The sequence below is a fragment of the Mesorhizobium sp. Cs1299R1N1 genome (genome assembly GCF_037179655.1).
In the GTDB taxonomy this organism is placed as follows: Bacteria; Pseudomonadota; Alphaproteobacteria; order Rhizobiales; family Rhizobiaceae; genus Mesorhizobium; species Mesorhizobium salmacidum.
On record NZ_JAPYKR010000002.1, the window covers coordinates 309,843 to 327,631 of the forward strand.

16 protein-coding genes are annotated in these 17,789 nt (G+C 64.3%); 9 read left to right on the plus strand and 7 right to left on the minus strand.

Features of this window, described 5'->3' with window-relative positions; all coding sequences use genetic code 11:
- The first annotated feature begins 194 nt into the window (after positions 1–194).
- A complete protein-coding gene (locus O7A70_RS04930; RefSeq protein WP_027145674.1) occupies positions 195–458 on the plus strand; it encodes a DUF6460 domain-containing protein in 264 nt (87 codons plus the stop codon).
- A gap of 3 nt (positions 459–461) precedes the next feature.
- Here O7A70_RS04930 and O7A70_RS04935 read toward each other — a convergent pair whose 3' ends face one another.
- Entirely contained in the window at positions 462–1,364 is a 903-nt protein-coding gene (locus O7A70_RS04935) for a histone deacetylase family protein (RefSeq protein WP_337139367.1), read from the minus strand.
- A gap of 132 nt (positions 1,365–1,496) precedes the next feature.
- Here O7A70_RS04935 and O7A70_RS04940 point away from each other — a divergent pair, with 132 nt between their 5' ends.
- Positions 1,497–2,837: an MATE family efflux transporter gene (locus tag O7A70_RS04940; protein ID WP_337139368.1), complete on the plus strand. Its 1,341-nt coding sequence runs from the start codon at positions 1,497–1,499 to the stop codon at positions 2,835–2,837.
- Here the strand turns inward: O7A70_RS04940 and O7A70_RS04945 are convergent.
- Positions 2,830–3,909 carry a quinone-dependent dihydroorotate dehydrogenase gene (locus O7A70_RS04945; protein ID WP_337139369.1) on the minus strand — a complete coding sequence of 360 codons (1,080 nt, stop codon included), beginning with the start codon at positions 3,907–3,909 and terminating at the stop codon, positions 2,830–2,832. The two genes, O7A70_RS04940 and O7A70_RS04945, sit on opposite strands and share 8 nt — an antisense overlap.
- Positions 3,906–4,256, minus strand: coding sequence for a DUF952 domain-containing protein (locus O7A70_RS04950; protein ID WP_337139370.1), 351 nt, complete (start codon positions 4,254–4,256; stop codon positions 3,906–3,908). The genes O7A70_RS04945 and O7A70_RS04950 overlap by 4 nt, the downstream gene beginning before the upstream one ends.
- 107 nt (positions 4,257–4,363) lie before the next feature.
- Here O7A70_RS04950 and O7A70_RS04955 point away from each other — a divergent pair, with 107 nt between their 5' ends.
- Both O7A70_RS04955 and O7A70_RS04960 read left to right on the plus strand, forming a co-directional pair.
- Positions 4,364–4,795 (plus strand): hypothetical protein, encoded by a 432-nt coding sequence (locus tag O7A70_RS04955; protein ID WP_337139371.1) that lies wholly within the window; start codon positions 4,364–4,366, stop codon positions 4,793–4,795.
- Between the two features lie 123 nt (positions 4,796–4,918).
- On the plus strand, positions 4,919–5,578 hold the full coding sequence (locus O7A70_RS04960; RefSeq protein ID WP_027145680.1) for a response regulator transcription factor: 660 nt from the start codon (positions 4,919–4,921) through the stop codon (positions 5,576–5,578).
- A gap of 23 nt (positions 5,579–5,601) precedes the next feature.
- On the opposite strand, the gene O7A70_RS04965 is transcribed toward O7A70_RS04960, so the two are convergent.
- Positions 5,602–6,900, minus strand: a complete 1,299-nt coding sequence (locus O7A70_RS04965) for an MDR family MFS transporter (protein WP_337139373.1) — start codon at positions 6,898–6,900, stop codon at positions 5,602–5,604.
- Positions 6,901–7,017: 117 nt separating this feature from the next.
- Complete coding sequence (locus tag O7A70_RS04970) at positions 7,018–7,674, minus strand: O-methyltransferase (protein WP_337139374.1); 657 nt, start codon at positions 7,672–7,674, stop codon at positions 7,018–7,020.
- Positions 7,675–7,769: 95 nt separating this feature from the next.
- Here O7A70_RS04970 and O7A70_RS04975 point away from each other — a divergent pair, with 95 nt between their 5' ends.
- Positions 7,770–8,405 (plus strand): TetR family transcriptional regulator, encoded by a 636-nt coding sequence (locus tag O7A70_RS04975; RefSeq protein ID WP_337139375.1) that lies wholly within the window; start codon positions 7,770–7,772, stop codon positions 8,403–8,405.
- Between the two features lie 16 nt (positions 8,406–8,421).
- Here the strand turns inward: O7A70_RS04975 and O7A70_RS04980 are convergent, their stop codons facing one another.
- On the minus strand, positions 8,422–11,910 hold the full coding sequence (locus tag O7A70_RS04980) for a PAS domain-containing hybrid sensor histidine kinase/response regulator (protein WP_337139376.1): 3,489 nt from the start codon (positions 11,908–11,910) through the stop codon (positions 8,422–8,424).
- Positions 11,911–12,159: 249 nt separating this feature from the next.
- Here O7A70_RS04980 and mscL point away from each other — a divergent pair, with 249 nt between their 5' ends.
- Positions 12,160–12,579 carry a large conductance mechanosensitive channel protein MscL gene (gene mscL / locus O7A70_RS04985; protein WP_337139682.1) on the plus strand — a complete coding sequence of 140 codons (420 nt, stop codon included), beginning with the start codon at positions 12,160–12,162 and terminating at the stop codon, positions 12,577–12,579.
- A gap of 109 nt (positions 12,580–12,688) precedes the next feature.
- Positions 12,689–13,855 carry a pyridoxal phosphate-dependent aminotransferase gene (locus O7A70_RS04990; RefSeq protein ID WP_337139377.1) on the plus strand — a complete coding sequence of 389 codons (1,167 nt, stop codon included), beginning with the start codon at positions 12,689–12,691 and terminating at the stop codon, positions 13,853–13,855.
- 13 nt (positions 13,856–13,868) lie between these two features.
- Here the strand turns inward: O7A70_RS04990 and hemA are convergent, their stop codons facing one another.
- A complete protein-coding gene (gene hemA / locus O7A70_RS04995; protein WP_337139378.1) occupies positions 13,869–15,146 on the minus strand; it encodes a 5-aminolevulinate synthase in 1,278 nt (425 codons plus the stop codon).
- Between the two features lie 279 nt (positions 15,147–15,425).
- On the opposite strand from hemA, the gene galE reads away from it, so the two are divergent.
- Complete coding sequence (galE, locus tag O7A70_RS05000; RefSeq protein WP_337139379.1) at positions 15,426–16,421, plus strand: UDP-glucose 4-epimerase GalE; 996 nt, start codon at positions 15,426–15,428, stop codon at positions 16,419–16,421.
- 117 nt (positions 16,422–16,538) lie between these two features.
- Entirely contained in the window at positions 16,539–17,789 is a 1,251-nt protein-coding gene (locus O7A70_RS05005) for a D-amino acid dehydrogenase (RefSeq protein WP_337139380.1), read from the plus strand.

A 17,789-nucleotide genomic window follows, 5' to 3' on the forward strand; every position in this document is an offset into this window, starting at 1 on the left:
TTACCGATATTTAAGATTTTCGGGCTTTCGGAAGCCGCTCTGTCAGATGCTCGAGCGGGCTTTCGATGGCGCTCAACATCTGGCTGCGGCTTATCGGTTTCCCCGTACAGACCGTGCTGGCTTGATGGATGGCCGCCAAGCACGTATCTCTGGGCCGTGCCCATGAGTCCGGGCATCTCAATCGGGAGACGGCCTTGTCCGCACTGACGCGCTTTCTCGGCGACTCGCCGCTCAGGGTTGTCCTGAAGCTGCTGGTGGTATCCTTTCTCGTCGGCCTGGTCATGAACGCCTTCGGCTGGTCGCCCATGGATGTGTTCTACGGCATCCGGAAATTCTTCATCGATCTCTGGAATCTCGGCTTCCACGCCATCGACCGCTTCCTCGGCTATATCCTGCTTGGCGCCGCGATCGTCGTGCCGGCCTTCATCCTGCTCAGGATCGCCAACTACCGGAAGTGACGTTCAGGCGTAGCTCGAAGCGGCCTCGAACAGGATGGCGTGGCGCGCGGCAAGTGCCGGCACATCGGTGGAATAGCCGCCGCCGATAACACCGCAGACAGGAATGCCGAGCGCCCGAAAATGGCCGATGACCGTCTCGTCGCGGGTGCGCAGCCCATTGTCGGAAAGCGCCAGCCTGCCGAGCCGGTCCCCGGCATGGACGTCGACGCCTGCATTGTAGAAGACGATATCCCAATGGGCGCGGGTGGAGAGTTCCGGCAGGATGGTATCAAGCCTTTCGACATAAGCGGCGTCGCCCGTGCCGTCGGGCAGTGCGACGTCGAGGTCCGAGGCGATCTTGCGTGTGGGGTAGTTCCGCTCGCCATGCATGGAGAAGGTGAACACGCGTGGCTCACCGCCTAGGATATCCGCCGTGCCGTCGCCCTGATGCACGTCGAGATCGACGACCAGAACCTTCTGCACCGCACCTTCTTCCAGCAGAACCAGCGAGGCGACGGCGACGTCGTTGAAGGTGCAGAAGCCGGCGCCTTGCGCGCGTCGCGCATGATGGCTGCCGCCGGCGGTGTTGCAGGCAATGCCGTGACGCAAGGCGAGCCGGGCTGCCAGCACCGTGCCGCCGGTGGCAAGCTGCGCGCGCAGCGAGACACGGGGGCCGACCGGAAAGCCGATCTCGCGTTCGATTTTTTCCGGCACGGAGCAGGAGACGACCTGGTCGACATAGGTGGCCGCATGGGCAAGCTTCAGCCACGGCGCCGGCGCGGGTTCGGCTGTGTTGAGCGCGCCGGGTCCGGCCAGGCCGCGTGCGCGCAAGGCCTCCATCAGCAGCGGATACTTGCTCATCGGAAAGCGATGGTCGGTCGCGAAGCCGGCGTCGTAGTCGGGGTGATGGACGATCTGCAGGGGCATGAGACTGGTCCGGCGGCTTCGCGCCAGACCGGGATTTCGGTTGGCCGTCGCGGGAAGAATGATTGCGCGGTGGACGGAAAATGGGGCACATCGGCTCTCCGATCAAGCCGCAATCAGCAAGGCAGGAATCCTTTGGACAAGGGTGAAATCCTAACCGACGCCAGAGCCTTTTCCGTCACCAACCGCTCGGTGCTTGCCATCGCCGTGCCGATGACGCTCGCCTATCTGACGACGCCGCTGCTCGGCCTGGTCGACACGGCTGTTGTCGGCCAGTTCGGCGATGCAGCCTTGCTTGGCGGCCTGGCGGCCGGTGCGCTTGCTTTCGACGTCGTTTTCACCACCTTCAATTTTCTGCGTTCGGGCACGACCGGCCTCGTCGCCCAGGCTTTCGGGCGTGGAGACGCCCTCGAGGAACAGGCGGTGTTCTGGCGCGCCGTGCTGATCGCGGTCGTTGCCGGCGTCATGCTGGCGGCGCTTTCGCCGCTCATCGCCGTCGGCGGCCAGTGGTTCATGGATGCCGGACCACGCGTCAGCGAGGCGATGGCCGTTTATATCAGGATCAGGCTGCTCGCCGCCCCGTTCTCGCTGATCAACTTCGCCGTCCTCGGTTACGTGCTCGGGCGCGGCGAGGGCGGGCTCGGGCTTGTCCTGCAACTGGTGCTCAATGGCATCAACATCGCGCTCTGCTTCCTGCTCGGCCTTGAACTTGGCTGGGGCGTTTCCGGCGTCGCCTGGGCAACCGTCACCGGCGAATTCCTCGCCATGCTGCTTGGCCTCGCGATCGTGGTGCGCCGGTTCCGATCCAGCCCGCCCTTGCCTCGCCACCGCCTGCTCGACATGAGCGCCTTCCTGCGCATGCTGTCGCTCAACCGCGACATCATGATCCGTTCGTTCTCGCTGCTCGCCGCCTTCGCGCTGTTCACCCGCCAAGGCGCGCAGTTCGGAACGGTGACGCTCGCCGCCAATGCGGTGCTGATGAATTTCTTCCTCGTCGCCGGCTATTTCCTCGACGGTTTCGCCACCGCCGCCGAGCAACTCGCCGGCCGCGCCGTCGGCGCGCATACCGAGCAGCCCTTCAGGCAGGCGGTGCGGCTAACCCTGCTCTGGGGCCTTGGTCTGGCCGGTGCCGCGACGCTGGTGCTGCTCATGGCCGGCACCAACCTGGTCGCCGTCGTGACGACGTCGCAGGATGTCCGCGCCGTAGCCGATACCTACCTGCCCTGGGCGGCGTTCACCGCGCTGAGCGGCGTCCTTGCCTTCCAGATGGACGGGGTCTTCATCGGCGCGACATGGTCGCGCGACATGCGCAACATGATGCTCCTGTCATTCCTCGTCTTTGCCGCCGCGCTGATCACGCTGGCGCCCGCCTTCGGCAATCACGGCCTGTGGGCGGCCTTGCACGTCTTCTTGCTGGTGCGGGGATTGAGCCTGCTGACGATCTTGCGGCTGCGGATGCAAACCGCATTCAGCTGAGCGGCTTCGACGCCCATCGGTCGAGATGGCTGTCGCGCAGCTCGCGCATCGAGCTGAGTTTCTCTGTCTCGGCAAAGCGGGCCATCCCCGCGACGATCCGTCCCGGCAGCGCCGGCCCGGCATAGATCATGCCGGTGTAGAGCTGCACCAGATCCGCGCCGGCGCGGATCTTTTCCAGCGCCGTCTCCGCTGAATCGACACCGCCGACACCGATGATGGCCATTTCGGGCCCGAGCAGCTTGCGCATCTTGGCCAGCACGATGGTCGAGCGCTCGAACAGTGGTTTTCCCGAAAGCCCGCCTGTCTCCCGCGCGACGTCACCGCTTCGCAGACCCGGTCGTGAAATGGTGGTGTTGGAGACGATGACGCCGTCGATCCGCTTTTCCATGACTTCGGCGGCGATATCCTGCAACTCGGCCTCGACCAGGTCTGGCGCGATCTTGAGAAAGATCGGCGGCTGCGCGATTGCCGCCGCACGCGCGGCCACGACGCGCGACAGGAGTTCGCCGAGTTGCTCGCGCGCCTGCATGGTGCGCAGGCCAGGCGTGTTGGGTGAGGAAATGTTGACGGTGAGATAGCTGGCGTGGGGCGCGAAGCGGGCGACGCCGCGTTCATAATCGCCGGCGCGGTCGGCGCTGTCCTTGTTCGCGCCGATGTTGACGCCGACGATGCCGCCGCGCCCCTTGCGCGCGGCAAGGCGTTTTTCGGCCGCCGCGTGGCCTTCATTGTTGAAGCCCAGCCGGTTGATGACGGCTTCATCCGATGTCAGCCGGAAGATGCGTGGCTTCGGGTTGCCGGATTGCGGCAGGGGCGTGATGGTACCGACCTCGGCGAAGCCGAAACCGAGGCCAAGCAGCGCATCGGGTACTTCGGCGTTCTTGTCGTAGCCAGCCGCCATGCCAAGTGGGTTCGGGAAATCGAGACCGCAAAGGCTGACCTTCAGCCTTGTATCGCGTACCGTCCGCGCGCCAACCGGCAGGCCGCAGCGCAGCGCCGCGATCGACAGGCCGTGCGCGGTTTCCGGATCAAAGGTGAACAGCAGCTTCTGGCCGATCCGGTCGAGCACGCTCATTGCCCCTCCAGGGGCGGGAATTGGTGAGTACCGTCGGCACCGAGCGGCAGCGGCTTGATCCACAGCACGGCTTTCAGGTCGAGCACGCCGTAGAGATGCGGAAACAGCGCGCCGCCGCGCGAGACTTCGTATTTCAGCGCATCGCCCAGGCCGATCCCGTCGATGGCGACCAGCAGAAGGTCGATCTGGCCGGAAAAATGCTTTGCCGCGGTTTCCGCAACCTGCGCTGCCGTCGAAAAATGGATGAAGCCGTCGGCGACGTCGATTGGCGCTCCGGTGAAGCGGCCATTGGCTTCGGCCTCGCGCCAAAGCGCTTGCGGAGTTATCTTGTAGATAATCTGTGACATGGTTGCGCTATAATCCGAACCAGTCGCGCGGGGAAGGCCACGCCAAGGGTCTTCCCCATTTCCGGCGCAAACATGCGATATTTCAGGCTTTGGCCATGGAGGACAACATGCGTCTGCAGCACATCTTGATCCCCGCCGCGCTCGTTTCACTGGTCGCGGCCTCAGCTTATTCGGAAGAAGCCGACCGCTACCGGCTAGAAAAGTCTGATAACGGCTATGTCCGCATGGATACGCAGACCGGCGCGATGTCGATCTGCGAGGAGCATTCGGGCCAGCTCGTCTGCAAGATGGCGGCCGATGAACGCGCCGCTTACCAGGATGAGGTCGATCGCCTGCAGACCTCGATGAAGGCGATGGACGAGCGCGTCACCAGGCTGGAGAATTCGCTCTCCGCCCGCCTCGAATCGAAACTGCCGAGCGAGGAGGATTTCAACACGACGATGAGCTATATGGAGCGCTTCCTGAAGAGCTTCATGGGCATCGTCAGGGATATGGACAAGGATAGCGGCGGCGCCCAGCTCAACTCGCAGAAGACCTGAGCGCTAGTGACGAGGGAAAACGCGGCGCGCTGGCTTTGCCGCTTGAAAACAGCGCGCGGCCCCTCATAATCGTCCGACTGATCCCGCAAAAAGCAGTAAATCGGGGATTCGGGGAGGGACATCTTGCCGTCAGGCTATACTTTCGTCATCGCCGACGACCACCCGCTGTTTCGCGGCGCCCTGCGCGAGGCGCTTGCCGGCATCGGCAATGTCACCGCCATTCATGAGGCGGGCGATTTCGAAAGCGCCAAGGCGCTGGTCGTTGCCAACGAAGATGTCGATCTCGTGCTGCTGGACCTGTCGATGCCTGGCGCCAGCGGCCTCTCCGGCCTGATCTCCCTGCGCGGCATCCATCCGGCGGTGCCGCTGGTCGTGGTGTCTGCGCATGACGATCCAGCGACCATCCGGCGCGCTCTCGATCTCGGCGCCTCCGGTTTCATCTCCAAGTCGGCCAGCATGGAGGAGATCCGCGGCGCCGTGCAGTCGGTGCTTGCCGGCGATATCGCGGCACCCGTCGGCGTCGATCTCGGTGTCGAACGCGATCCCGAAATATCGGACCTGATCAAACGGCTGCAGGCGTTGACCCCGCAGCAGACCCGCGTGCTCGGCATGCTGGCTGAAGGCCTGCTCAACAAGCAGATCGCTTATGAGCTCGGCGTTTCCGAGGCGACGATCAAGGCGCATGTCTCGGCCATATTGCAAAAACTCGGCGTCGACAGCCGCACCCAGGCGGTGATCCTGCTGTCCAAGATCGGCAGCGACCCGCTGCAACCGGCGGGCTGAGTGCCGGCTGCAGCGGGTCGTGACTATTCGGTTGCCGGATTTGGCGACCATGGTACAGGCAACTCCGGTGGATTGACCGCTTCCGGTCTGGCGCTCGGTTTCGATTTGGAATCGTTTGAAGGCCGCCGTGCGCGGCCGATCGCGGCGCCAAGACCGAGCGAGGCGATCGCCACCAGCGGAATGCCGGCGATCCATGGCAGGCGCGGCGCCAGTGCGTAAAGCGCCGTGCCAATGGAAGGGCCGAGCGAATCCTTGAGGTCGACCGCCACCGACGAGGCCGCCATGTAGGAAGCCCGTCGTGCCTGAGGCGCCAGCGCATTGACGGCGGTCGGCACCAGCGGGCCGACCAGCATCTGGGCGATCGAGCACAGGCTGACCGCGCCGATCAGCGCCAACATTGCAGGCGAGGCGGCCAGCAGGGCGAAGGCGAGTATCGTTGCCAGGCCGGCACCGACCGTCAGCCACAAGGCGGACCGTGCCTCGACCATGCGGCTTACCAGCATCTGCAGGCCGACCGTCAGGGCGGCCGCGTAGGCGAACAGCGCGCCGATGCCGGATGGTGTCAGCGTGCCGGCGTCATGCGCATAGAGCGGGATAACCGCCTCGATCCAGTTGCCGGCGACCTCGAACAGGACGACCCAGAGCAGGAGCTTCGCCAACCGGCCGTCGCGGAACGCCGACAGCAGCGCGGACAAGCCTTCTTCCTCCTCGTACTCTTCATCGCCGTCGCCGGTGGCGCGGCCGGCGCTGATCGTTTCGTCCAGGGCCAGCAGCATCACGATCCCGCCCAGCACAAGCATCGTGCCGCCGGGGAGAAACACGCTGCGCAGCGACATAAGCGCAAGCAAGGCACCACAGGCCGGCCCGAGTATCTGTCCCGCGCTCGAACTCACCCGTGCCATGCTGAACCAGCGCGGATGCGCGGACGGCTCTGTCACATCGGCGATCGCGGTCAGTATTGTCGGGTGAAGCACCGATTCGCAGATGCCGGTCAAAAGCAGCACGAGCGCGGTGGCGACGACGCCGTGTGCGAAGAACAGGGCCAGAAAGCCGGCACCGACGCCGAGCGACGAGGCAATCAGCACCGGCCGCCGGCCGATGCGGTCGGCGATGCCGCCGATGAGCGGCGCCGCCAGCAGCTCGCCGCCGGCATAGCAGCCGAACAGCAGGCCGATCGCGCCGACAGGGATGCCGGCTTCGCTGCTTGCCCAGAGTGGAAAGAAAGGCACCAGCGCGCCGTCGGCGAAACCGGCGCAGAAGAACAGAAAAAGTCCAAGCGTCGCCGGGCGCGGCAGCCCGCGCCAGGAGGGAATTGTGGTCATGATGATGTCACCTACGCGTCGGAGGCCCGAAGGGCCGGATTGCGCGTTGTCTGACGTTAACGCGTACGGCCGCTCGAGGAGCAGCATGCTGATCTGATCGTTTCTGTGCCGGAGTGCTCAGCCGAGCCGCATAGACAACTCCACCTCGTCGCCGAACGGCGTCGACATGTAGCCTCCCGCCGGCAAGCGCACGCGCTCGAGATAGTCGGGAGCGAAATCGGCGTTGTCGGCGATGACCAAAGCGCCGGGCCTCAACCGGCTCTCGACCAAACCAAGAATCTCCGGATAGAGCGCCTTGGCGCCGTCGAGCAGCAGCAGGTCGATCGTCTCGGGCAAGTCGGCGCTCAGCGTCTCCAGCGCGTCACCCTCGCGGATTTCGACCAGGTCGATGAGGCCGCCTTCCCTGAGATTGGCCTTGGCCCGCATCACCTTGGAACTCTCGAACTCGGTCGTGATCAGACGGCCGCCGCCATTGTCCCGCAGCGCGGCGGCGAGATAGAGCGTCGAGATGCCGAACGAGGTGCCGAATTCGACGATGATGCGCGCGCCCGTGCTGCGCGCCAGCATGTAGAGCAATGTGCCGGTTTCCGGCGAAACCGCGAGCCAGAGATCCTTCATGCTGCCATAGAACTCACGATATTCGGTCTTGCTGTTGAGCAGGCGGGCCCGCTCTTCATGCGAATATCGCGCCATGGCCGGGCTTGTCGCGGCATTGGCTTCCTCGAACAGGCGCGCGAGCAGGGGAGCCAGCGGGGTTCCGGTGAGCGTGGTCATGGCAGTTCTCCAGTCGGGAATGCATGCGTCGTTGTGTTGTCTCGAAAAATACGAATAATCCTTCAGGTTTCCAATTCGCATTCCCGGGTGCCGCCATGATCAAACGCCCAACACCTTCAATTTCCACCCGAAAACAGCCCAAACAGGCGCGCGCCACGGAACTCGTCGCCGCGATTTTAGAGGCTGCTGTTCAGGTTCTGGCGAGTGAAGGCGCCCGGCGTTTCACCACCACGCGCGTGGCCGAAAAGGCCGGCGTCAGCGTCGGCTCGCTCTACCAGTACTTCCCCAACAAGACGGCTCTGCTGTTCCGGCTGCAGAGCGATGAATGGCGGCAGACGACGGAGCTCTTGTGCGGCATCCTGGAGAACGCCGAAAGTCCGCCGCTTGAGCGGACGCGCACCCTGGTGCACGCCTTCATCCGTTCGGAATGCGAGGAGGCGGCGGTGCGCGGGGCCCTGAACGATGCCGCTCCGCTCTACCGGGACGCGCCTGAGGCCGACGAATCGAGGGCCCTGGCCAATCGCGCGGTCCAGTCATTCATGCGCGAGACGCTGCCCGATGCGCCCGATGCCGTGTGCGTCATGGCCGGCGACCTGATCCAAACGACGCTGAGCTCGGTGGGGGCGGAGTTTTCGGAAAAGCCGCGAACGTCGGCGGAAATCGAAGCCTATTCCGACGCACTCGCCGACATGTTCTGCGCCTATCTCAAAAGCCTGGGGCACCAGGCCTGATCCAGGCGCATCGACGTCACTCCGCCGCCCGCACCATCGGCCTGAACCTGGCCATCATCGAACGCAGGACCGCCGGCTTCAGCGGCTTGTTGATCATCGGGATATCGAGGCCTGCCGCGGCGGCTCGCACCTCGTTGGAGCGGTCGGCCGTGACCAGCACGGCCGGCAGGTCGTCACCATGCGTCGCCCGCAGCCGGACGATAATGTCGAGACCGGTTTCGCGGTCGAGATGGTAGTCGGCAAGCACGATGTCGGGACGTTGGACCGCGACCCTGTCGAGATCCCCCGAGCCGGTCACCGTGGCGACATTGCAGCCCCAGCCTTCGAGCAGCAGCCGCATGCCTTCGAGGATACGGATGTCGTTGTCGATGCACAGCACATGCAGCCCGGACAGCGAAGCCGCCGCGCGGGCCGGCGCCCTGGTCTCGACCTCGCGTCGCGGCTCCTGCGCGGCCGCCACCGGCAGGATGACGGAAAAGCGCGTGCCCTTGCCGGGGTTGGAGAAGATGCGGATCTCGAGCCGCAACACCCTGGCGATGCGGTCGACGATGGAGAGGCCGAGACCAAGACCTTCGGCTTCGCGTGCGCCTTCGTCCAGCCGGGTGAACTCGTGGAAAACAGTGTTGAGCTTGTCACCTGCGATGCCGATACCGGTATCGATCACCTGGATCTCGGCCAGATCGCCACGGCGCCGCACACCGACAAGGATGCGGCCCTGGCGGGTGTATTTGATGGCGTTGGAGACAAGATTCTGGATCAGGCGGCGCAACAGGTTACGGTCCGTCATCACCGTCAGCGACGACGGCATGATCGTCAGGCCAAGCTTTTTCTCCGCGGCCAGTGGCCGAAAATCATTGCCGATCTGGCGCAGCAGGCCATCCAGGGTGAAGGCGGTGTCATCCGGTTTCATGGCGCCGGCATCGAGGCGCGAGATGTCAAGCACGGCGCCGAGAATGGTCTCGACCGATTCCAGCGAGGATTCGATGTTGATGGCCGCCTTGCCTGCTGGACCCTTGCCGGCCTTCTCGATCAGCGAGGAACAATAGAGCCGGGCGGCATTCAAGGGTTGCAGGATGTCGTGACCGGCGGCGGCAAGGAAGCGTGTCTTGCCGAGATTGGCCTCCTCGGCGAGCATCTGTGCCTGCGCCAATTCCTCGTTGACCCTAGTCAGTTCGACGGTGCGGGTCTTGACGCGCTGCTCCAGCGATTCATTGGCGCGCTTCAACGCCAGGTCCTGCTCGACGCGCCCCGAGATGTCGGCATAGGTGGCGACGATGCCGCCGTCGGGCATCGGGTTGGAGCGCAGTTCCACGATGCGGCCGCTGGTCTTCAACTCCATCTGCCACGGGCTGACGAAGCTGGTCAGCCGGTTGAGCATCGTCACGCGCTGGTCGGCGGGAATGTCGCCGCGCTCGGCAAGATGGCGAAGGATCTGGTCGAGCGAAACGCCGACCTGGCCCATCTCGTCGGGCAGATCGAACAGCGCCCGGTATTGGCGGTTCCAGCAGATCAGCCGGAAATCGCGGTCGAAGACGGTGATGCCTTGCTCCATCTGGTCGAGCGCGATCTGCAGCAGGTCGCGGTTGTGCTGCAGCGCTTCCGTGGCGTCGTCGAGCAGGCGGAAGGCGTCGCGGGATTCGCGGTCGTGGCGGCGAAACAGCAGCGACAGGATCAGACGCGCCGAGGAAGAGCCGACGGCGCTTGCCAACAGCTGCTCGGAAAAGCGGATGACGTCCATGCTGGCCTGCTCGTTGCCGTGCAGCGAGGTGCCGTTGCTCTTCTCGAAGGATTGAAAGGACCGCTCGGTGCGTTCGACACCGAGATAACGTGCGATCGTATCCTTGAGGTCGTTGACGGTGATGGCGGTGCGGAAGCGGCGCAGGCTCGGCATCGGGCCGGCTTCGCGCGGCACGAAGATCGATGCCTGGATGCGCTCCAGCGGCACCGACGCGCGCGATAGCGACCCGAAGACGAAGAACAGCGCATTGACCGACAGGCTCCACAGCACGCCGTGGTTCAGCGGTTCGGCGACGGTGCCGAACAGTGCCTGCGGCCGCAACGCCTCGAAGCCGAACAGTCCATGCACGATGATGCCGGCATCTTGCGCGACGAGCGACGGCACCAGCAGCGTGTAGCCCCAGACCAGGATGCCGGCGACCATGCCGAGTGCCGCGCCCCGGCCGTTGGCGCCGCGCCAGATCAATCCGCCGATCAGGGCCGGCGCGAATTGCCCGATCGCCGCGAAGGACATCAGGCCGATCGACGACAGCCGGGCGCTGTTGGTGCTCTCGCGATAGTAGAGAAAGGCGATGAACAGAAGGATGAAGATCGCTCCACGCCGCACATTGAGGATGAGCGTCGACCAATCCTCGTTCTCGGAGGTGGTCGTGCGCAACAGCCGGCGCACGAACAGCGGGATGATCAGGTCGTTGGAGATCATGATCGACAGCGCCACGCTCTCGACGATGACCATGGCGGTTGCCGCCGACAGGCCGCCGATGAAGGCGGCCATGGCCAGGAAATCGTGGCCGCTGAACAGCGGCAGCGACAGCACATAAAGATCGCTGCTCGTCCTTGTGCCGACCAGCGTCAGGCCGGCAAAGGCGATCGGCAGCACGAACAGGTTGATCGCCACCAGATAGAGCGGGAACACCCATGTCGCGGTGCGCAGTTCGGCCTCGCTGCGGTTCTCGACGATGGTGACGTAGAACTGCCGCGGCAGGAGAATGATGGCGAAACCGCTGAGACATGTCAGCACCAGCCAGGTGGCGAGCGACGTCGAATAGCCCATTGCCTGCCGCACCTGGCCATTCTCGGCCAGCCGGTCGAACATGTCGCCGGGGCCGCCGAAGATCAGGAAGATGACCATCAGGCCGATGGCCAGGAAGGCGGCAAGCTTGACCACGGTCTCGACCGCCACCGCCAGCACCAGCCCGTCCTGGTGTTCGGTGGCGTCGGCATGGCGTGTGCCGAACAGGACCGCAAACAGCGCAAGCAGCATGGCGACGACCAGCGAGATGTCGCTGACGAAGGGATCGAAGGAGGGCGGCGAGCCCGTATAATGCTCGACCATCAGGCTGACCGAGCCGGAGATCGCCTTCAATTGCAGCGCGATATAGGGCACGGCGCCGATCGTGGCGATCAGCGTGGCGATCGCGGCCACGGTGAAACTCTTGCCGTAACGCGCGCCGAGGAAGTCGGCGACCGAGGTGATCTTCTCGGTCTTGGCAAGCCGCACGATGCGGTTGAGCAAGGGAAAGCCGAACACGAACACCAGCACCGGGCCGGTATAGATGCCGAGGAATTCGAGGCCGCGTTCGGAGGAAAGGCCGACCGAGCCGAAGAAGGTCCAGGACGTGCAGTAAATGGCAAGGCTGAGCGCATAGATGAAGGGCCGCGCCCGACCGGGGCCTGACAAGGCCGAGCGGCGGTCGCCCAGGCTGGCGATGGCGAACAGCAGCGTCACATAGGCGATCGCGATGATGACGATGAACAAGCCCTGCACGCCGGCAAGATCCTCCCTGTGCCGATTTTCACCTGGCCGGGTCAGACGCAATCACAGCTTGGGCGCCAAGTCCATCGCGGCTTTCGGCGCATGCGGGCGATGATTTCCGGCGGCCGCCCCCAGGTAAGGAGAAAGCAGTTGTTTTATTTTTTCGCCGATGGTGCAACCCAAGGTTTTTGTTATGGTGTCGCCGGGTCGGTGCCGCGGGGATGGGACGGCTGTGCGGCCCGCCATGATAAGGAGGGTCGAATGCTGAAAGAATTCCAGGAATTCATTTCCAAGGGCAACGTGATGGACTTGGCCGTCGGCGTCATCATCGGCGCTGCCTTCGGCAAGATCGTCACTTCGCTGGTCGACGACGTCATCATGCCTTTTATCGGCGCTCTCGGAGGGGTCGATTTTAACAACTACTTCATTGGCCTCTCGCACAACGTGACCGCCACCAACCTGGAAGATGCACGCAAGCAAGGCGCCGTCTTTGCCTACGGCAGCTTCATCACCGTGGCGCTGAATTTTTTGATCATAGCCTTTGTCATCTTTCTGATGGTCAAGGCAGTGAACAATCTGCGCAGGCGCCTGGAAAAGGAAAAGCCGGCAGCAGCGGCAGCTCCTCCGCCGGCCGATGTACAGCTTTTGACCGAAATCCGCGATCTGCTGGCCCGGCGGTAGACGGATAGAGTTCTTCTGGACCAAGACCCCGGTCGTTCGCGGCCGGGGTTTTCTGTTTTCGTATCTGGTAAGCAGCGCTTACGAACGCCCGAGACAACGGACCTGCCCAATGACCCTGATCCAGACCCTGCGCCCCGAGGCCCTGGCCGCGCCTGAAAGCGGTATCGTCGCCGTCGTCAACTACGGCAGATTGCGCGAAGGCCTGATCCCGCTCTGGGCCGGCGAGGGCGACCTGCCGACGCCTGCCTTCATCACCGATGCCGCGTCGAAAGCGCTGGCCGGCGGCGAGACGTTCTACACCTGGCAGAGGGGCATCCCCGATCTCAGGCAAGCGCTGGCCCGCTACTATTCCAGGCATTTCGCCACGACCTTCCCCGAGGAGCAATTCATCGTCACCGGCTCAGGCATGCATGCCATCCAGCTGGCGCTCGATGCGCTTGCGGGAGCTGGCGACGAAGTGATCTACCTGTCGCCCGCCTGGCCGAATTTCGACGCCGCCGCCGCGATCGCGGGTGCCGTGCCGGTGGCGGTCACGCTCGACCATTCCGGAAATGGCTGGTCCTGCGACGTCGAGAAGATCGCGGCGGCGGTCACGCCGCGCACGAAGGCGCTGTTCATCAACACGCCGTCCAATCCGACCGGCTGGACCGCCGACCATGAGACCCTGCGGGCAATCCTGGATCTCGCCCGCGCCAGGGGTCTGTGGATCATCGCCGACGAGATCTATTCGCTGTTCCACTATGGTCATGGCCGTGCGCCATCCTTCCTCGACATCGCGCAGGCGGAAGACCGCATCCTGTTCGTCAACAGTTTTTCCAAGAACTGGGCCATGACCGGCTGGCGCGTCGGCTGGATCAAGACCCATCCAAGCCTGCAGCAGGTGTTCGAGAACCTGATCCAGTATTCGAACTCGGGCGTCGCGCAGTTCATGCAGCGCGGCGCGGTCGCGGCGCTCGACGAGGGCGATGCCTTCGTCGCCGAACAGGTGGAGCGGGCGAGGAAAGCCCGCGACCTGGTCTGCGGCATTCTCGGCGAAACCGGCAAGGCGCGCTTCACCGTGCCTCAGGGCGCCTTCTACCTATTCTTCACCGTCGACGGCATCACGGATTCGCGGGCAGCCGCTTTCGAAATCGTCGACAAGGCCAATGTTGGCCTGGCGCCCGGCACCGCCTTCGGCCCCGGTGGCGAAGCGTTCCTGCGGCTGTGCTTCCACCGCCGCCTCGATCAGCTCGAGGAAGCGGCAAACCGGCTGGCAAGCTGGATGAACACTGTTTGAACAGGTGGCGGCCTTAGCCGCCTGACTTCGGCACCAGAAGCGGAATAATGCGGTCGCTTTTCGCGACGGCTGGCCGTCCCGCTGACCCGTAAGGAATGCCGAGCGCGTCCCAGGTCTCGACCAGCGCGTCCTGCAGTTCGGCGATCAGCGCGTCGGAATGGAACGGCGTCGGTGTGATGCGCAGCCGCTCGGTGCCGCGCGGCACCGTCGGGTAGTTGATCGGCTGGATGTAGATGCCGTGCACGCCGAGCAGCCGGTCGCTGGCCATCTTGCAGAGCTCCGGATCGCCAACCAGCAGCGGCACGATGTGGGTTGGCGACTCCATCACCGGCAGGCCGGCGGCGGACAGGATCTGCTTGGTTCGGCTCGCCTGCTGCTGCTGGGCATCGCGCTCGGCCTGCGAGCGCTTGAGATGACGGATCGATGTTGTGGCCGCGGCGGCGATCGCCGGCGGCAGCGCCGTGGTGAAGATGAAGCCCGGCGCATAGGAGCGCACCGCGTCGATGACGGCGCTGGTGCCGGTGATGTAGCCGCCCAGCGTGCCGAACGCCTTGGCGAGCGTGCCTTCGATGATGTCGATGCGGTCGGCCAGGCCTTCGCGCTCGGTGATGCCGCCGCCGCGCGGCCCGTACATGCCCACCGCATGGACCTCGTCGATATAGGTCATGGCGTTGTAGCGCTCGGCGAGCTCGACGATCTCTTTGATCGGCGCGATGTCGCCATCCATCGAATAGACGCTTTCGAAGACGATCAGCTTGGCGCGTTCGCGGCCTGCCGTCTGCAAAAGGCTTTCCAGATGCGCGACGTCATTGTGGCGGAAGATCTTTTTCTCGGCGCCCGAGCGCCGCACGCCTTCGATCATCGAGGCATGGTTCAGCTCGTCCGAGATGATCAGGCAATTGGGCAAAAGCCGTGCGATGGTCGAGATCGAGGCTTCGTTGGAGACGAAGCCGGAGGTGAAGACGAGAGCCGCTTCCTTGCCGTGCAGGTCGGCCAGCTCATGCTCGAGTTCGACCAGCGGGTTGGACGTGCCGGAGATGTTTCGGGTGCCGCCGGCGCCGGAGCCCATCTTGCCTGCCGTGTTCTGGAACGCGGCGATCACGTCCGCGTGCTGGCCCATGCCGAGATAGTCGTTGGAGCACCAGACGGTGATTTCCTCGGCGCGGCCGTTGGCACGCCAGATGGCGCGCGGGAACTTGCCCGCGATGCGCTCGAGGTCGGCGAAGACGCGGTAGCGACGCTCGGCATGGAGCTGGTCGATCGCCTCCTCGAAGAAACGCTGGTAATTCATGTCGACTTCCCAATTTTGGGCGGGATCATAATCATTGGCCTTTTGGTCGTCCACCGGGCCGATTTGGTCAAAATGCCACGCCCCGGACCTGTTCCTAACGACGGCGGATCGTGGCCTATTCCCAATCCGTGGCACGCTCTTTGGTTCACTTTTGTTTCCGCACGATGCCACATCAAGTGAACGCTGGTTATATCGGGTTTTAATGGGCAGACGGCAGACTTTCCAGTAAGGCGGTTGTTGAGACAGTTTCCGATAAATCTAGGGTAAGCGAGGACGCGGATGACAGTTTTGGTGACAGGTGGCGCAGGCTATATCGGCAGCCATATGGTCTGGGAATTGCTGGATGCGGGCGAAAGCGTGGTCGTTCTCGACCGGCTTTCCACCGGCTTCGAATGGGCGGTGGCGCCGGAGGCAAGGCTGGTCGTCGGCGATGTCGCCGACAAGGAATTGGTCGGCTCGGTCATCCGGGAGAACAAGGTCGACGCGATCATCCATTTCGCCGGTTCCATCGTCGTCCCGGAATCGGTCGCCGACCCGCTCGCCTACTATGAGAACAACACCTCGAAGACACGCACGCTGATCGAAACCGCGGTGCGCGAAGGCGTGCCGAATTTCATCTTCTCCTCGACAGCCGCCGTCTATGGCGGCGCCGGACTGGAGCCGGTGCGCGAGGATGCCCGTCTGGCGCCGGAATCGCCCTATGGTCTGTCCAAGCTGATGAGCGAATGGATGCTGCGCGATGCAGGCCTTGCGCACAACATCCGTTACACGGCGCTGCGCTATTTCAACGTCGCCGGCGCCGACCCGAAGGGCCGCACCGGCCAGTCGACGCCGGGCGCCACCCATCTGATCAAGGTTGCCTGCGAGACCGCGCTCGGCAAGCGCCCGTTCATGCAGGTCTTCGGCACCGATTATCCGACGCCGGATGGCACCTGCATGCGCGACTATATCCATGTCAGCGATCTGGCCGCCGCGCATCGCCTTGCGCTGCAACGGCTGCGCGCCGGCGGCGCCAGCCTCGTCGCCAATTGCGGCTATAGCCATGGCTATTCGGTGCTCGAGGTCATCGACAGCGTGCGCCGCGCCTTTGGCCATGATTTCGAGGTCAGGATGGGCGACCGGCGTCCCGGCGATGCCGCGGCGGTGGTTGCGAATTCCGATCTCGCACGGTCCGAACTCGGCTGGACCCCGCAGCGCGACGATCTCGACCAGATCGTCAACGACGCGCTGGCCTGGGAGCGCATCCTGACCGGCAAGAACTCCGCGCGGAGCTGAGCGCGCTTTCCCAGGGGCTGACAAGCCCCAAGGGCTCGCAAGATGCGCGGCGACGCGCTATGCAAGCATTCGCGACACAGCGTGGAGGCGGCGTGCCGCGAGAGCTTGGGGGATGGCATGAGGATAACGGTGCTTGGAGCCGGCGTCGTCGGTACGGCGGCTGCCTATTACCTGGCCGCCGACGGTCACGAGGTCACCGTGATCGAGCGCCATCCGGCGCCGGCGCGGGGCACCAGCCAGTCGAATGCCGGGCTGGTGTCTCCGGGGGACGCCACCGCCTGGGCCTCGCCGGCGGCACTTAAGACGTTCCTGCGCGGGCTCTACAATCATGATCTCGGCATCAAGGTGCGGCTGCGCTTCGATCCCTATTTTCTCGCCTGGAGCCTGCGCTTCCTGCGCCAGTGCACGGTGACCCGCCTGCGTGCCAACAGCCAGGTCAAGCTGCGGCTCGCGCTCTATTCGCGCGACTGCATCAACGCCATTTCAGCCGATACCGGCATCCACTATGACGAGCGCAAGAAGGGCATCCTCTACTTCTTCCGCTCGCAGCACAGTCTCGATACCGGCACCGACAACTACCGCTATCTGGCCGAGCATGGCCTGCCGATCGAGATCGTCGGCCGCGACCGGCTGGTCGAGCTTGAACCAGGTCTTGCCGGCGTGAAGGAAAAGATCGCCGGAGGCGTCTACTCGCCGATCGACCAGACCGGCGATTCCCGCCAGTTCGTGGAAAATTTGGCCGCCCACGCCGCCGAAAAGCTCGGCGTGAACTTTCTTTACGGCACGACGGTCGAGGGCCTCGATATCGAGGGCGACCGGGTGCGGGCCGTGATGACCTCGGCCGGACCGATTGTCGGCGATGCAGTGGTCATCTCGATGGGTCCCGAAAGCGGGCTGCTCGGCCGGCGCTACGGCATCGACCTGCCGGTCTATCCGGTGAAGGGCTATACGGCGACGATTCCGCTGGAGGACGAGAGCAAGGGCCCGACCATGGGCGGCGCCGACGAGGATCAGCTGATGGCCTATTCGCGCCTCGGCAATCGCTTGCGGTTGGCTTCGACCGCCGAATTCACCGGCTTCGACCGCACCCACAAGCCCAGCGACTTTGCCACCATGTTCAGGACCGGCAAGGACCTGTTCCCCGGTGCCTTCGACGAGAAGAAGGCAGAGCTGTGGGCAGGTTTGCGGCCAATGATGCCGAACTCGGTGCCGGTCATCGGCCAAGCGAAATACCGCAACCTTTATCTCGACACCGGCCACGGCCATGTCGGCTGGACCATGGCCTGTGGCTCGGGAAAATTCCTCGCCGACCTCGTCGCCGGCCGCAAGCCGGAGATCGACCCGCAGGGATTGGTCTACAGAGGATAA

What these genes read in the sequence shown, in the direction of transcription:
- O7A70_RS04935 (WP_337139367.1), bottom strand. Translation starts at nt 1,364, where the DNA reads ATGCCCCTGCAGATCGTCCATCACCCCGACTACGACGCCGGCTTCGCG.
- O7A70_RS04945 (WP_337139369.1), bottom strand. Translation starts at nt 3,909, where the DNA reads ATGAGCGTGCTCGACCGGATCGGCCAGAAGCTGCTGTTCACCTTTGAT.
- O7A70_RS04950 (WP_337139370.1), bottom strand. Translation starts at nt 4,256, where the DNA reads ATGTCACAGATTATCTACAAGATAACTCCGCAAGCGCTTTGGCGCGAG.
- O7A70_RS04955 (WP_337139371.1), top strand. Translation starts at nt 4,364, where the DNA reads ATGCGTCTGCAGCACATCTTGATCCCCGCCGCGCTCGTTTCACTGGTC.
- O7A70_RS04965 (WP_337139373.1), bottom strand. Translation starts at nt 6,900, where the DNA reads ATGACCACAATTCCCTCCTGGCGCGGGCTGCCGCGCCCGGCGACGCTT.
- O7A70_RS04970 (WP_337139374.1), bottom strand. Translation starts at nt 7,674, where the DNA reads ATGACCACGCTCACCGGAACCCCGCTGGCTCCCCTGCTCGCGCGCCTG.
- O7A70_RS04975 (WP_337139375.1), top strand. Translation starts at nt 7,770, where the DNA reads ATGATCAAACGCCCAACACCTTCAATTTCCACCCGAAAACAGCCCAAA.
- mscL (WP_337139682.1), top strand. Translation starts at nt 12,160, where the DNA reads ATGCTGAAAGAATTCCAGGAATTCATTTCCAAGGGCAACGTGATGGAC.
- O7A70_RS04990 (WP_337139377.1), top strand. Translation starts at nt 12,689, where the DNA reads ATGACCCTGATCCAGACCCTGCGCCCCGAGGCCCTGGCCGCGCCTGAA.
- hemA (WP_337139378.1), bottom strand. Translation starts at nt 15,146, where the DNA reads ATGAATTACCAGCGTTTCTTCGAGGAGGCGATCGACCAGCTCCATGCC.
- galE (WP_337139379.1), top strand. Translation starts at nt 15,426, where the DNA reads ATGACAGTTTTGGTGACAGGTGGCGCAGGCTATATCGGCAGCCATATG.
- O7A70_RS05005 (WP_337139380.1), top strand. Translation starts at nt 16,539, where the DNA reads ATGAGGATAACGGTGCTTGGAGCCGGCGTCGTCGGTACGGCGGCTGCC.